Consider the following 14,161-nt stretch of genomic DNA (forward strand, 5'->3'; position numbering starts at 1 on the left):
GAGATCAAGCGCCGCACGGGCGGCGCTCGGTCTCACAGGCGCCGCAGCTATCACGTCGAATCACCCCGCCACCCGCACCACCCCCAGATCAATCCCCAGATGTACCAGCTCGGCATGCGAGCTGACCTGCAACTTGCTCTTGAGCAAGGTCAGGTGATTGGACACAGTCTTGCCACTGATACACAACTGCTCGGCAATCACCCGCGCCGGAGTGCCTTTGGCCAACATCGTGAAAATCTCCAACTCACGCTGGGTCATGCGCTGCAAACGCGGGTCATTGGCACTTTGTTGTGACGTGCAAGCCAACTGGGTAGCCAAAGGCTGTTCGATATAAGCATGCCCGGCCAACACCCGCTGCACCGCCTCGATCAACACCTCGGGCGCCGAGTTTTTGGTCAGGTAACCCAAGGCCCCGGCTTCAAGCGCCTGGCGCACCAGCGGCAGCTCATCGTGCATGCTGAAAAACAGCACCCGCAACTGGGGCAGGCGCTGCCGCAGGCGGCAGGTGGTTTCAAGGCCGCTAATGCCAGGCAGGCCAAAATCCATGATCACCAGGTTAGGCACTTGCTCCTGAACCCGGGCCAAGGCCTCTTCGCCACTGGCAGCCTCACGCACTTCCATCGTGGGCAACACCGCCCGCAGCAGGCTGGCATAGCCCTGGCGGACCACGGCATGGTCATCGACCAATACAATATTCATCACACCTCCAAGGGAATATTCAGAGCCAATGCCCAGCCAGCCCCGGGGCGGCTGAAAATGCGCAGTTCGCCCCCCAGGCTGCGGGCGCGTTCGGCCATCGAATGCAGGCCTACGCCGGGCCGCTGCGGCTGACGGGCTCCGCAGCCATTGTCGCGAATCAGCAGGCGCAGGCCCTTGGCGCTGCGCTGCAGGCGTACCCGCACCTGGCTGGCACCGGCATGCCGGGCGACATTGGTCAGCGCCTCTTGCAGCAACCGGTACAGGTGCGTGCGGCTCGTCCCGGGCAACGTTGGCAAGCGCTCGCCAACCTGGAGGCGACAAGCGATACCCTGGCTGGCCTGCCACTGGTTGACGAGCAGGTCGAAGGCTTCAGCCAGCGGCATGTGTTGCAACGCCACCGGATACAGGTCACGCACCAACGCACGAAAGCCCTGTTGCAGGCGTTCGCAATTGAGTGCCAGGGCTTGCGCCGTCTGTTCCACCACGGTCGGCTGGTCGGCCACCATGCGCAACAGGCAGATCTGGGCACGGATACCTGCCAGGTATTGGCCAAGGTCGTCGTGCAGCGTCTGCGCCAGGTGGGTGCGCTCCTGCTCCTGCACCGCCAGCAGGGCCTGCGTCAGTTGCGTATTGTCGGCCTGGGTCTGCTCCAGGGTGGCGGCCATGCGGTTGAAGTGTTCCGCCAGCTGACGGGCCTCCGGCAGGCCGGCCTCGCGCAGGCGGGCCGTCAACTGCCCGCCCGAGACCTGACGCAAGGCTTGCAGCAGTTCATCCAGCAACCCCATGCCACGCCGTACCGCCCAGCGGATGGTCAACAGGCTCAATAGCAATGCCAGGCCGAACAAGCCGAGCAGTTGCTGCAAGGCATCCCAGACCTCGTCGATCTCATCCCGCGCATCTACAGCAATCAGCACCCGGGCCCCGTCATTCAGGTCCAGCAGCCGGCTGCTACTGTGCCGCTCACCCAACAGCTGGCGGCCCAGCCAGGCATCCAGGCCGCTCTGCGCCGGTAGCTGCGGTGCTTCCCCCACCGCCAGCCAGTGTACCCGCACATGGCGCAGGCTCTGGGTCAGCCGTGGTTGCAGGCTTGCCGGGTCACGTTCGGCGGTGTCGCCGAGGTAAGCCACCACGGCTTCGGCAGACTGCAACTCACGCTCAACATCCGCCACCGCCTGGTGCAACAGCACGCCGGCACAGGCCAGCGTCACCAGGGCAAAGCAGCAGGTGACCCAGAGGTTGATCCGCCACAGGGCCGACAGGTTGACAGGGCGCACAGGCGATTCTCCTTGGGCGTTTTAGCCCATCGTGTTTCCCATCGTAAAGCCGCAGCACCTAGGCCGAATTACTACCTTGGTACCGGCCGGGCGCTACTTTCTGCATATTTCCCCCTCCCAGTGGGCTTCCTATGCTGGCGCCATCTGCCGTGGAGTATGTTATGCGCCAGCCTGCCCCTCTTGCCCTGACCTGTCTGCTGGCCCTGGCCGCAGCGCTGTGCGCACCGCTGGCATCCGCCGCAGAACCCTTGCAGGTACGCATCGGCTACCTGAGCTATCGCCCCGACCCAGGCCCGTTGTTGTCCAACATCATCCCCGAGCCTGCCGATGCCGGGCTGCAAGGCGCGGAATTGGCGATTGTCGACAGCAACAGCACAGGGCGCTTCCTGAAGCAGCAATTCCAGCTGGCCAAGGCCACCGCCGACAGCCCCGAAGCCTTGCTGCAGGCGGCCAAGGCCCAGCACGACCAGGGCCTGCGGCTGTTCGTGGTGAATGCCCCGGCCGCCAGCCTGCGCGCGTTGTCTGCCGCCCTGCCCGACAGCCTGCTGTTCAATGCCGGCAGCCCCGACGACAGCTTGCGCAGCAGCCAGTGCCCGGGCAATGTGCTGCACAGCCTGCCGAGCCGGGCCATGCTGGCCGACGCCCTGGTGCAGTTCATGGTATTGCGCAAATGGCAGCGGGCGCTGTTGGTGGTCGGCCAGACCGAGGACGACCAGGCTTACGCCGCCGCCCTGCGCAGGGCCATGAAGCGCTTTGGCGTGCAGCTGGTTGCAGAGAAAGCCTGGACCTTTGACAACGACCAGCGCCGCAGCGCCCAGGCCGACATGCCGTTGTTCACGCAAACCGCCGAATACGATGTGGTGCTTGTGGCGGACGAACGCGGCGACTTCGGCGAGTACCTGCCCTACCAGACCTGGTACCCGCGCCCGGTGGCAGGCACCCAGGGGCTGACCCCCACCGGCTGGCACAAGACCGTGGAAACCTTCGGCGCCGCGCAGCTGCAAAAACGCTTCGAAGCCCAGGCCGGGCGCTGGATGAACGACCGCGACTTTGCCGCCTGGATGGCCGTGCGCAGCGTCGCCAGTGCAGTCAGCAAACTGCGCCAGACCGAACCACGTGCATTGCAGCAACTGCTGCTCAGCGAGCAGTTGCCGCTGGACGGGTTCAAGGGCCGCAAGCTCAGCTACCGCCCGTGGAACGGCGAACTGCGCCAGCCAATCCCGCTGGTACAGCCGCGCGCCCTGGTCAGCACCTCGCCGCAGGAAGGTTTCCTGCACCCCTTCAACGAAATGGACAGCCTGGGCTACGACAAGCCCGAAGTGACCTGCAGCTACCCCTGACCCGATCACCACAACAATAAGGAATTCGCCATGCGCCGCCTCTTTCACAGGGCCCTGCTTTGCCCCAGCCTGCTATCGGCCGCCCTGGCACTGGCCAGCGGGCATACCATGGCTGCCACTGCCTGGGTCTCCAACGAGAAAGACAACAGCCTCAGCCTGATCGACATGCAAACGCTTGAAGTCACCGACACCTTGCCGGTCGGCCAGCGCCCGCGCGGCCTGCTGCTGTCCCACGACAACAAACTGCTGTACATCTGCGCCAGCGATTCGGACCGGGTGCAGGTGATGGACGTGGCCACCCGCAAGATCATCAAGGAGCTGCCCTCCGGCAAGGACCCCGAGCAGTTCGCCCTGCACCCCAACGACCGCTGGCTGTACGTGTCCAACGAGGATGACGCACTGGTGACAGTGATCGACACCGTCACCGACGAGGTGCTGGGGCAGATCGACGTTGGCATCGAACCCGAAGGCATGGCGGTCAGCCCTGACGGCAAATGGGCAGTCAACACCAGCGAAACCACCAACATGCTGCACTGGATCGACACCAGCACTCAGACGTTGGCCGACAGCACCCTGGTCGATCAGCGGCCACGCTTCGTCGAGTTCAACAAGGACGGTTCGCGGCTGTGGGCATCGGCGGAAATCGGCGGCACGGTGACCATTCTTGACGTGGCCACGCGCCAGGTACTCAAAACCCTGAACTTCCAGATCAAGGGCGTACACCCGGACAAGGTCCAGCCGGTGGGCATCAAGCTCAGCGCCGATGGCAAGTACGCCTTCGTCGCCCTGGGCCCGGCCAACCATGTGGCGGTGATCGATGCCAACACCTACGAGGTACTCGACTACCTGTTGGTCGGGCGACGGGTCTGGCAGCTGGCGTTCACCCCGGACCAGAGCCAGTTGCTGGCCACCAACGGCGTCAGCGGCGATGTTTCGGTCATCGATGCGAAAAACCTCAAAGTGCTCAAGTCGGTGAAGGTCGGGCGCTACCCCTGGGGTGTGGTGGTCACACCATGAACGCCCTCGACGTCAGTGACGTAAGCTTTGCCTATGGCCAGCGCGCGGCACTCAAACAGGTCGGGTTCAGCCTGGCGCCAGGGCACTTCGCCGCATTGCTGGGCCCCAACGGTGCCGGCAAATCGACACTTATCGCGCTGCTTACCCGCCTGTACGACCTGCAGCACGGCGACATCCGCGTAGGCGGCTGCTCGCTGCGCAATGCAGCACGCCCGGCTTTGCGCCAGCTGGGCGTGGTGTTTCAGCAAAGCACCCTCGACCTGGACCTGACCGTTGAACAGAACCTGCGCTACCACGCGGCGCTGCATGGCCTGTCGCGGCGCCAGAGCAGCCAACGGGTCGACGCCGAACTGGCCCGTCAAGGGCTGGGCGAACGTCGGCATGAGCGTGTTCGTGCGCTGAACATCGGCCATCGGCGCCGGGTGGAGATTGCCCGCGCCCTGCTGCACGAACCACGCCTACTACTGCTTGACGAAGCCAGTGTCGGCCTCGACCCGGCCAGCCGCTTGGCGCTCAACCAGCACGTACGACGGCTGTGCCGCGAGCAGCAGCTCAGCGTGCTGTGGACCACCCACCTGCTGGACGAGGTCCAGCCCAGCGATGACCTGCTCATATTGCATCAAGGCCGCCTGGTAGCACGCGGTACCGCCGACGCCCTGAGCCTGGAGCACGGTGGCGACCTCGACAGTGCCTTTGCCCGGCTGACCAGCGCGCCCTCAGGAGCCAACGCCCAATGAACGCTTACTGGCAATGTTTCAACGGCATCATGCTGCGCGAATGGCTACGCTTCGTGATGCAGCGCACGCGCCTGCTCAGTGCGCTGGTGCGCCCGCTGCTGTGGTTGCTGGTGTTCGCCGCCGGGTTTCGTGCGGCCCTGGGCATTGCCATCATCGAGCCCTACGACACCTACATTCCCTACGAGGTGTACATCATCCCGGGCCTGGCCTGCATGATCTTGCTGTTCAATGGCATGCAGGGCTCGCTGTCGATGGTGTATGACCGGGAGATGGGCAGCATGCGCGTGCTGCTGACCAGCCCATTGCCACGGCCGTTCCTGCTGGGCAGCAAGCTGTTGGCGACCGCGTTGATTTCCCTGCTGCAGGTGTATGCCTTCCTCGCCATCGCCTGGCTGTACGGCGTACAGCCGCCCGCTGCGGGCCTGCTGCTGGCACTGCCGGCAATGCTGCTGGTTGCGTTGATGCTCAGCGCCCTGGGGCTGCTGCTGTCGAACGCGATCCGCCAGCTGGAGAACTTTGCCGGGGTGATGAACTTCGTGATCTTCCCGCTGTTTTTTCTGTCGTCGGCGTTGTACCCGCTGTGGAAGATGCGCGAGGCCAGCCAGTGGCTGTACTGGCTGTGTGCGGTGAACCCGTTCACCCATGCGGTAGAACTTGTGCGCTTTGCCCTTTACGAGCGCCTGAACCTGCTGGCGTTGGTGGTGTGCCTTGGGTTGACGGCGCTGTTCACCCTGCTGGCGATCCTCACTTTCAACCCCCAGCATGCGGCGCTGCGCAAGCCGCGTTGAACCTGTCGCCCATATACCTGAGCATTTTTCTACTACTTTAGTACTGCCTTTGCTGTCTGATCGTCGCATTCACAACACACCACCGCTGGCATGTAATGGGCCTATAACAAGAAGGATAAAACCATGCCACGTGCCCCGCACCCTTTGCTGGCTGCCCTTTCGCTGTGTCTGTCACTGGGTATCGCCCAGGCCGACACCACCCCGCTGTTTTCCGCCGAAGGCTACCGCGCCACCCTCTACCGCAGCCCGACCCCGCAACAGGTCGAGGGCGGCCAGGTCATCGACACCGCCGCGCTGCAAACGCTGCTGGCAAACAGCCCCAGGCCCGTACTGATCGACGTCTATCGCCGCCAATGGCTGCAAGGCCAATTCATCGAAGACGAACCGCACGCCAACCTCCCCGGTAGCCTTTGGCTGGCCAACACCGGCGACGGCGAGCTGAGCCCGGCCTGGCAGGACTACTTCGTGCGCAACCTGCAAAAAGCCACTGCCGGGCACCCGGAGCACCCCCTGGTTTTTTATTGCCGCTCCGATTGCTGGTTAAGCTGGAACGCGGTAAAACGCGCTAAAGCCCTGGGCTACAACAACCTGTACTGGTACCGCGACGGCCTGGACGCCTGGCAGCAGGCCAACCTGCCGCTGCAGCCAGCACAACCCGTGCCCTTTCCCTGAACTGCCAGCAAATGCGTGCCCCGCCCCCTCCAATAAAAACAAGGTGAAAAGGCCATGTACAAAATTTTGATTGCCGACGATCACCCGCTGTTTCGCGAAGCCATCCACAACGTCATCAGCGATGGTTTCCAGGGCAGCGAGGTCATGGAAACCGCAGACCTGGACAGCGCCCTGGCCCTGACCCAGGCGCACGACGACCTCGACCTGATCCTGCTCGACCTGAACATGCCCGGCATGCACGGCCTTAACGGCCTGATTACCCTGCGCAACGAGGCGCCGACCACCCCGGTGGTGATCGTTTCGGCCGAGCAGGAAAAGCAGATCGTGCTGCAGGCCATTACCTACGGTGCCGTGGGTTTCATTACCAAGTCCTCGCCCCGTTCACAGATGATCGAAGCGATCGAGCAGATCCTCAACGGCAATGTCTACCTGCCGCCCGACATCATCCGCGCCCAGAAAAGCAGCACCAGCCGGCGCCACAACGAGCCGCCGAGCTTCCCGCCGGAAATGCTCCAGGCCCTGACACGCAAGCAGCTGTTGGTGCTGGAGCGCATGACCAAGGGGGAGTCGAACAAGCAGATTGCCTATACGCTGGATATCGCTGAAACCACGGTCAAGGCCCATGTTTCGGCGATCTTGCGCAAGCTCAATGTGCATAATCGGGTCCAGGCCATCTTGAGTGCTGGTGATATTGATTTTGCTGATTACCTGCGGCGTTAGCCTGTTCTGGCCTCTTCGCGGGCAAGCCCGCTGCCACAGGGATTGTGCAGCTTTGAAGCCTGTAGAATTCCTGTGGGAGCGGGCTTGCCCGCGAAGAGGCCGGTAGCTATGTCCCGCTGTTTGCCAGCAGATGACTCATCGCCGTCTTGAGCTTCATCGGCCGCACCGGCTTGTGCATCAGGGTGTGGCCCAGCTCGCGAATCTGCTGCTTGAGGTCGTTGCTGTAGTTGGCGGTTATCATCAACGCCGGTAATGGCTGGGTGCGCCGGGCATTGATCCGCGCCACGGCGTCGACACCGTTGCAGTCGTTGTCCAGGTGGTAATCCGCTATCAACAGGTCGGCTTCGGCATGGTAGTTGTCCACCTGGCGCGCCAGGTCTTCCTCCGACAGCGCCGTGACCACCCGGCAGCCCCACCCCTCCAGCAAGGTGCGCATGCCGGCGCAAATCGCCGCGTCGTTATCCAGCACCCACACCCGCGCCCCGCGCAGGCGCTCGAGCATCGGCTCGCTGACCACCTGGCTCGGCTGAGTTTTGGGCGCGGTGGTGCTCAGTGGCACTTCGACGGCAAATACCGAGCCTTTGCCAAGCCATGAACGTACCCTTATCCGATGCCCAAGGATGCCGGCGATCTTTTCTACAATCGCCAGGCCCAGGCCCAAGCCACGGTCCTGGTCCGGGCGCTGTACATCACCGCGCTTGAACTCCTGGAACATGTCGTCCAGGTGCTCTTCGGCAATGCCGATGCCACTGTCCCACACTTCGATCCGCAGACCGCCACGCAGGCGCCGGCAGCCCAGCACCACACGCCCGCTGCGGGTATAGCGAATGGCATTGCTGAGCAGGTTGCGCAGGATCCGCGCCAGCAGCTGGATGTCACTGCGCACCACCGCCGAGCAGCCCACGAAATGCAGTTCAAGGCCTTCACTGCGCGCCACCTGTGCGTATTCGGCAGCAAGGTTGTCCATCAGCTCGCGCAGGGCAAACGGGGCGACATCGGCTTTGATCACCCCGGCATCGAGCTTGGAAATGTCGACCAGAGTGCCGAGCAGGTTTTCCACATCTTCCAGCGAATTGCTGACGTTACGCACCAGGTGGGCACTGTCTTGCGGGTCGCGGCGCTCCAGCAATGCGCTGGTGAACAGCCGCGCCGCGTTCAGCGGTTGCAGCAGGTCGTGGCTGACCGCTGCGAGGAACTTCGTTTTCGACAGGTTGGCCTGTTCGGCCTCGCGCTTGGCCTCGCGTAGGCGAGCCTCGGCTTGGCTTCGCTCTTCGATTTCACGCAGCAACTGGTCGTTGAGGCTGGTGAGTTCGGCGGTGCGTTCACGCACCCGCTGCTCCAGGTGCTGATAGGCCTGGTGCAGCGCCTGGGCAGTGTTGCGCCGCTCGGTAATATCGCGGATCAACACGAAGATGCCCACCACCTCGCCGCTGGCCAGGCGGTTCGGCACGTAGGAGCGCAGCATGTAGCGTTCCTGGCCATTGATATTGGTTTCGGCAAATTCGAAGGTAACGCTCTCCCCCGCCAGTGCGCGTGCCACATAGGCTTCCAGGCGCTGATAGTGCTGCTCGCTGTGGGCCTCGCGCAGGCTCTGGCCGAGCATCACACCGTGCGGCCAGCAGTACCATTCCTCGTAGACCTTGTTGGTGAACTCGTAGACCAGATCGGCGTTCAGGTAAGCGATCAGCGCCGGTACATTATCGGTAATCAGGCGAATCTGGTGCTGGTGGGCGGTCTCGGCCCGCTGTCGGGCCTCGCTGAGCAAGCGGTTGACGGCCTTGAGCTCGGCCATGGCCTGGTTCAGGGCATCGGTGCGTTCACGAACCTGCTCGGCCAGCACCACGGAATGCTGAAACGCCGCATAGGGATCGTTGCCCCGGGTTACCCCAGACTCGATGCGTTCGATCAACGCACCGTTGATCCGCTGCAGCTTTTGGTTTTCGTGCTGCAGCCGGGTGACCTCGGCCTGCAGTTCAGCGCCCGACAGGAGGCCGGTTGCGGGCAATGGCGACCCCGGTGAAGGTCTGGTTGATGTGCATGCCATTGAACTGTTCTCCGTAGGTGTTGAAGCCGATCACCCGCTGCTCACGCAGAAACGCGCCGACCGGTTCCAGGCCCTGCCGGGCCTCCAGTTCCAGCCGCCGCAGGAAGCAATCACAACCAATGGTCAGCAGCAGCGGGCCGAGGCGCTGGCGCAGGCCGTCGAACAGCTGGTGCAGGTTGGGCAACAGCGGGCCCGGGGTCATGGCCGTGAGCACGATGCCGTTTTCCACTGCACAGTAAAAACTCAGGCTCAGGTCCGGGTGCACCTGCTGGATCGCCCGCACGTAGTACTGGTCGTGAATACGTACAGCCAGCGGGTGGGCAGCGAACACCCGATGGTCAAGCGCAGCCACGGGTACGCCGATGTGGCGGGCGTACTCTTCGGCTGCGGGCTCGGCATTCAATTCGAAAACCCGGCGCTGGGCGCTGTCGGCGCCGGTTACCACCAGCTTTTCCTGGCGCGGCAAAATGTGGTGCGTGGTGAACACTTCAAAATCGAGCCAGGTGTTGACCAGCACCACCACAGCCGCCCCGTTGTGAAAGGCGCCGCCGTAGTACACATGGGTGCGTGTCAGGTAGTTGTCGTCACCGGCAGAGCCCCCGAAATGCGGAATGTCACCTAATGCCGCGCTGAGCGCGGCAAGCACCATTTCCTCGCGGCTGGACAGGCCGTCGAGCAAGGTCAGGGCAAAGCTGTGACCCTTGATGGGTGCCAACGTATTGCTGCGGCAGGTGCCGACCAGGCGCTCGACCATCTGCTGCGCGTCGATCAGGCTGAAGTGCTCCATTTCATCGATCAGCGCGGTGGCGATGGAAAAGTGCCGGTGATCAAAGCCTACCGCTGTGACGCAATTACGGCCGTACCCCTGGGGCGTGATTTCGCCGGCGCTGGTGCAGCCGACCAGGCGGATGCCGCCAAAACCCTGCTCCAGGGCCTCACCCAAGGCCTGCAAGTCGTATTCGGCGGAACAGAAGAACAGCACGAAACCCAGGTGCGGGTGCAGCAATTGCCGCGCCAGGTCCTGGGCGGCCAACCGGGCGTCGGTGGCCTGGGACATGGCGCTGACCACACCGTCGTTTTGAGCCTGCTGCATTGGGGTCTCCGGCGCGGGGTGGCTGAGGGGTCAGTGTACGAAGGTGTTTGCGGGGGACGAATGCTACTTGGGTAGCGGGTGGGCGGTTCCATGGGCGTAAATGTTGGGGCCGCTTTGCGGCCCCGGGTGCCTACCAGGTCAGCACCGCACCCACTGCAAAGGTATCGGTGTCTTCGTTCTGCGCACTGGTGTCATGCCCATCGATGGAAAACTGGTTGTACTCGGCAACCAGCTTCAGGTTGTCGTTGACATCATGGAACAGTGCCACGCCACGGGTCTCGTAGTCCGCACCGCTGCCCACCGCGCCGTTGCCGTCGTCCTTGGTCTTGCCATACGACAAGGCAATGCGGTTCTTGCCGACCTTGTACGAACCCTGCAACAGGTAGCCGTCACTGTCGACGTTACGCAAGACCGGTTCGCCGGCATTGTTGGTAAAGAACGGGTTGATACCCTTGGCCTGGAACCCCGAGCCGGTCAGCGACAGCCCGCCCATCTTCGCCTGCACGCCATAGCCAACACCTTTGGACGTGATCGTCTCCACCGTCGAGTCGGTATTGTCGGAGGTCTGGTAGCTGCCGTTGACCCAGCTGTAGATCTGCGCCCCGCCCAGGTCGAACTGGTAGGTAATTTCGCTCTCGGTACGCGGATTTTCCTGGTAGGCCTTGCCGGTCGGGCTGCTGTCGTTGGTGTCCACCGGGTCCATGATGCCCACCGCCACGCGCAGGCCGTCCATTACCGGGGTGCGGTAGGTGATCTGCGAGGTGGGGAACGGGTATGGGTAGCCACTGCCGATGTTGCCGAACGACACCCCGCCGCCGTCCACCAGCCCCAAGGTGTCACTGACCTGGCCGTAGCCGGCCAGCAGTTCGTCGAGCAGGATGTTGGAACGGGCGAACAGCCCGAAGTCCTTGCCGATCAACACCTCGCCCCACTCGGGATTGGCCACGGTGCCGTAGAACTGGCGCACGTCGATGGCGGTGTCGGTGCCGTTGGTTTCACTGTCGTTGATGGTGACCCAGAACGAGGCACGTGCGCCGAGCTTCAGGTCATCCACCTGCTTGCCCATGTTGAAGCCCAGGTAGTTGGGCAGGAAGCCCATTTTCACCCGCGACTGGCGGCGATCGAACTGCTCGCCTTCGCGGTCGACCTTGCTGTTGACGTAGAAGGCATTGATGTAGCCGTCGGTGGAAAAGGTGGTCTGGTCTTTGTCATACAGCATGATCTCGGCTTCGGCGACGCCACTCAGGCCCAGGGCAGAAAAGCTGGCGATGGCGGCGGCGAGGAAACGAGGCGGCAGGTGCTTATTGTTGTTGTACATGGCGCGCTCCAAACAGGGGACTGGATGTCGGAGGCGATTATCAGAACAGGGCAAATTGCCAGATACGCTGCTTTGGGGCGGGGTGTTGGGTGCTTTGGGGTGGCGGGGGTGGCGCAGTGATTAGGTGCTGGTACCTGCTTGGGTCGGGATGCAAGACTTAGGACGTATGTATAAATGGTCGGCGGGTATTGATACACCTGAACGAACCGGGGCTGCAAAGCAGCCCCAATTACGCTATCTGAGAGCTATCGCTTAGCTTCAGGAGGCAAGCACCTGCGAACGCTGGCGCAATGGCATTTCATAGCGGTGCGGTTGCTGCCAGGCCAGCCGTGCCTGCACATCGACCGCCGCGTCCTTCACCTTCTGTGTCCAGTTCTCATCCTTCGGGCACACGACCACAACGCGGAACCCGTGGTCGACGCCTTCCAGCCGCACACCTTCGGAGTCATCGACATGCAGGTCGATATCGAACGCCGAGGGTAACTTCGAGGGGGAATTCTCCAGGCCTTTCTGGGCCAGGATGTGTTGGTGCCGGTCGCTGTTGACCACGCCATCGACATGGATGCCATACAACATCAGCCAGCGGCGAATGTAGGCCGGTGTGCGCCCCGAAGAGGTATAGATCCAGATGCTGCACCCCTGGCGGCGCAGGTCGCGAATCAGCGAACGCGTGCCACTGCGCAGGGGTTCGCCCAACCAGCGGTGGACGAAGCCCGGCAGCTTGCTGTCTTCGGCATCAGCGTGCTCAGGCAAGCAGGCGAGCGTGTCGTCGATATCAAAGGAAATGCGCACCTGGCCACGTTTGAGCTTGCGCTCGATGGCTTGGCGCCCGCGCTGGAGCATGGATGAACGAAGCATCAGCGGCTCCTCTCGCAGGCAGGCACAGGCGTACTGCTCAGAAAGAACTTGTCGGGCTCAGGCGCCTTCGCTTCAAGGAAAGCGGCGTACTTTTTCTTGATTTTGGGTAGTTCGTACAAAGCCTTGACACCGTGTTTGGCGGAGTTGCGAATGACCGAGGACGGGTTGAAGTAACCCTCGGCGTTATCCAGCGACAGCACGAATGGCGGCAGCCCGGCACGCATCAGCAAATAGCTGACAATGAGCGAACCCGTGCGGTTGTTGCCTTCGATGAACAGCTGGGGCTTGCTGAGGATACGTACATACACACCGGCAGCCCGCTTCCAGACCGAATCGCTGCGGTACGCGCAGTACCAGTTGTACAAATCCTTGATGCCACCTTCGACGTTGTTGAAAAAGTGCGCCTCGGTTGCAGCCAGGTGGGGGGCGAACTCCAGGCGGCGGGCCGGGTCGCTGCCGCACAGCACGGTGGCATTGATTTCCAGCATCAGGTTCAGCTGTTGCAGGTCGAACAGGTCGATACCGCGAGCGACATAGTCGTCAATCAGGGCATAGCCTTCAAGCACATTCAGCAGCACCTCGTCGGTGAACGGGTCCCTCGGTTCGGTGAAATGCTGGCTGAGTTCGGCAAAGCGGCCTTGCACCTCGCGCAGTGCGCGCTCTACCGCTGACAGATCAAGACGACGCATCGCTCGCATTGGAAATCCCGGGTAACACTTTAACGGAATGTAACGCGGCCGGGCGTTGCACCCTTCCTGGCTGCAACGCCCGGCCACCTTGAAAAGCGATCAGCTGAACTTGCCGCTGATGTAGTCGGCAGTCAGTTGTTCACGCGGGTTCTGGAAAATCTGCGTGGTCGGGCCCATCTCGACCAGGTAACCGGTACGGGTACCCTGGGAGATATCGACCGAGAAGAACGCGGTGGTGTCGGCGACACGAATCGCCTGCTGCATGTTGTGGGTGACCAGCGCGATGGTGTAGTCCTTCTTCAGTTCGACCATCAGCTCTTCCACGCGGCGGGTAGCGATGGGGTCGAGTGCCGAGCACGGCTCGTCCAGCAGCAGCACCTCCGGTTCGGTGGCAATAGCACGCGCAATACACAGGCGCTGCTGCTGGCCGCCGGACAGGGACAGGCCGCTGACCTTGAGCTTGTCCTTCACTTCGTCCCACAGGGCGGCGCCTTGCAGGGCGTGCTTTACGCGGTCACCCAGGTCGCCCTTGTAGCGGTTCAGGCGCAGGCCAAAGGCAACGTTGTCGAAGATGCTCATCGAGAACGGGTTGGGCTGTTGGAACACCATGCCGATGTAGCGGCGCACGACTACCGGGTCGACGCCCTTGCCGTAGACATCCTGGCCCAGGAAGTGCACATGCCCTTCGAAGCGGAAGCCTTTGACCAGGTCGTTCATGCGGTTGAGGCTACGCAGCACGGTACTCTTGCCGCAGCCGGACGGCCCGATGAAGCCGGTGATCTCGTTCTTGCGGATCGGCACATGGCTGTCGCGTACGGCCATGAAGTTGCCGTAGAAGATCTTGTCCAGCTTGCAGTCCATGACGATGGGGGCTTCGTTGACCATGGGAGCGGCCTTTTGTGCTGTGGATAC

The 14,161-nt window shown here is 62.7% G+C and carries 14 protein-coding genes; 6 read left to right on the top strand and 8 right to left on the bottom strand.

The genetic code is table 11. The annotated features are described in order from the left end of the window. Positions 1–60: 60 nt before the first annotated feature. Together ACF8R4_RS17500 and ACF8R4_RS17505 are read right to left on the bottom strand one after the other, a co-directional pair. A complete protein-coding gene (locus ACF8R4_RS17500) occupies positions 61–699 on the bottom strand; it encodes a response regulator (protein WP_392493012.1) in 639 nt (212 codons plus the stop codon). Further along, positions 699–1,973: a histidine kinase gene (locus tag ACF8R4_RS17505; RefSeq protein WP_060499183.1), complete on the bottom strand. Its 1,275-nt coding sequence runs from the start codon at positions 1,971–1,973 to the stop codon at positions 699–701. Before ACF8R4_RS17505 ends, ACF8R4_RS17500 begins: the two co-directional genes overlap by 1 nt. 161 nt (positions 1,974–2,134) lie before the next feature. Here ACF8R4_RS17505 and ACF8R4_RS17510 point away from each other — a divergent pair, with 161 nt between their 5' ends. The 6 genes from ACF8R4_RS17510 to ACF8R4_RS17535 all read left to right on the top strand — a co-directional run bounded on the left by ACF8R4_RS17510 (position 2,135) and on the right by ACF8R4_RS17535 (position 7,247). Beyond that, positions 2,135–3,313, top strand: coding sequence for an ABC transporter substrate-binding protein (locus ACF8R4_RS17510; protein WP_060499184.1), 1,179 nt, complete (start codon positions 2,135–2,137; stop codon positions 3,311–3,313). A gap of 30 nt (positions 3,314–3,343) precedes the next feature. Further along, a complete protein-coding gene (locus ACF8R4_RS17515; RefSeq protein WP_060499185.1) occupies positions 3,344–4,330 on the top strand; it encodes a YVTN family beta-propeller repeat protein in 987 nt (328 codons plus the stop codon). Further along, the gene (locus ACF8R4_RS17520) at positions 4,327–5,067 is read left to right on the top strand and encodes an ABC transporter ATP-binding protein (protein WP_164524460.1); all 741 of its coding nucleotides are present in this window, start codon (positions 4,327–4,329) and stop codon (positions 5,065–5,067) included. Before ACF8R4_RS17515 ends, ACF8R4_RS17520 begins: the two co-directional genes overlap by 4 nt. Beyond that, positions 5,064–5,855, top strand: a complete 792-nt coding sequence (locus ACF8R4_RS17525; RefSeq protein WP_060499187.1) for an ABC transporter permease — start codon at positions 5,064–5,066, stop codon at positions 5,853–5,855. Before ACF8R4_RS17520 ends, ACF8R4_RS17525 begins: the two co-directional genes overlap by 4 nt. Before the next feature lie 123 nt (positions 5,856–5,978). Next, positions 5,979–6,527: a PQQ-dependent catabolism-associated CXXCW motif protein gene (locus ACF8R4_RS17530; RefSeq protein WP_156866752.1), complete on the top strand. Its 549-nt coding sequence runs from the start codon at positions 5,979–5,981 to the stop codon at positions 6,525–6,527. 54 nt (positions 6,528–6,581) lie between these two features. Continuing rightward, positions 6,582–7,247, top strand: a complete 666-nt coding sequence (locus ACF8R4_RS17535; RefSeq protein ID WP_392493013.1) for a response regulator — start codon at positions 6,582–6,584, stop codon at positions 7,245–7,247. Positions 7,248–7,353: 106 nt separating this feature from the next. Here the strand turns inward: ACF8R4_RS17535 and ACF8R4_RS17540 are convergent, their stop codons facing one another. The 6 genes from ACF8R4_RS17540 to pstB form a co-directional block, all read right to left on the bottom strand. Beyond that, a complete protein-coding gene (locus tag ACF8R4_RS17540; RefSeq protein ID WP_374754798.1) occupies positions 7,354–9,291 on the bottom strand; it encodes a NahK/ErcS family hybrid sensor histidine kinase/response regulator in 1,938 nt (645 codons plus the stop codon). Then, the gene (gene nosP / locus ACF8R4_RS17545; protein WP_060499190.1) at positions 9,221–10,384 is read right to left on the bottom strand and encodes a nitric oxide-sensing protein NosP; all 1,164 of its coding nucleotides are present in this window, start codon (positions 10,382–10,384) and stop codon (positions 9,221–9,223) included. The genes ACF8R4_RS17540 and nosP overlap by 71 nt, the downstream gene beginning before the upstream one ends. Positions 10,385–10,514: 130 nt before the next feature. Then, entirely contained in the window at positions 10,515–11,702 is a 1,188-nt protein-coding gene (locus ACF8R4_RS17550; RefSeq protein ID WP_016714314.1) for a porin, read from the bottom strand. A 258-nt stretch (positions 11,703–11,960) separates the two neighbouring features. Continuing rightward, complete coding sequence (locus tag ACF8R4_RS17555) at positions 11,961–12,560, bottom strand: hypothetical protein (RefSeq protein ID WP_060499191.1); 600 nt, start codon at positions 12,558–12,560, stop codon at positions 11,961–11,963. After that, a complete protein-coding gene (locus tag ACF8R4_RS17560) occupies positions 12,560–13,258 on the bottom strand; it encodes a hypothetical protein (protein ID WP_104834971.1) in 699 nt (232 codons plus the stop codon). The genes ACF8R4_RS17555 and ACF8R4_RS17560 overlap by 1 nt, the downstream gene beginning before the upstream one ends. 90 nt (positions 13,259–13,348) lie before the next feature. After that, a complete protein-coding gene (pstB, locus tag ACF8R4_RS17565) occupies positions 13,349–14,134 on the bottom strand; it encodes a phosphate ABC transporter ATP-binding protein PstB (RefSeq protein WP_060499193.1) in 786 nt (261 codons plus the stop codon). Positions 14,135–14,161: the final 27 nt, after the last annotated feature.

Origin of the sequence: Pseudomonas sp. FYR_2, from assembly GCF_043106425.1 — a bacterium.
Taxonomy (GTDB): Bacteria; Pseudomonadota; Gammaproteobacteria; order Pseudomonadales; family Pseudomonadaceae; genus Aquipseudomonas; species Aquipseudomonas monteilii.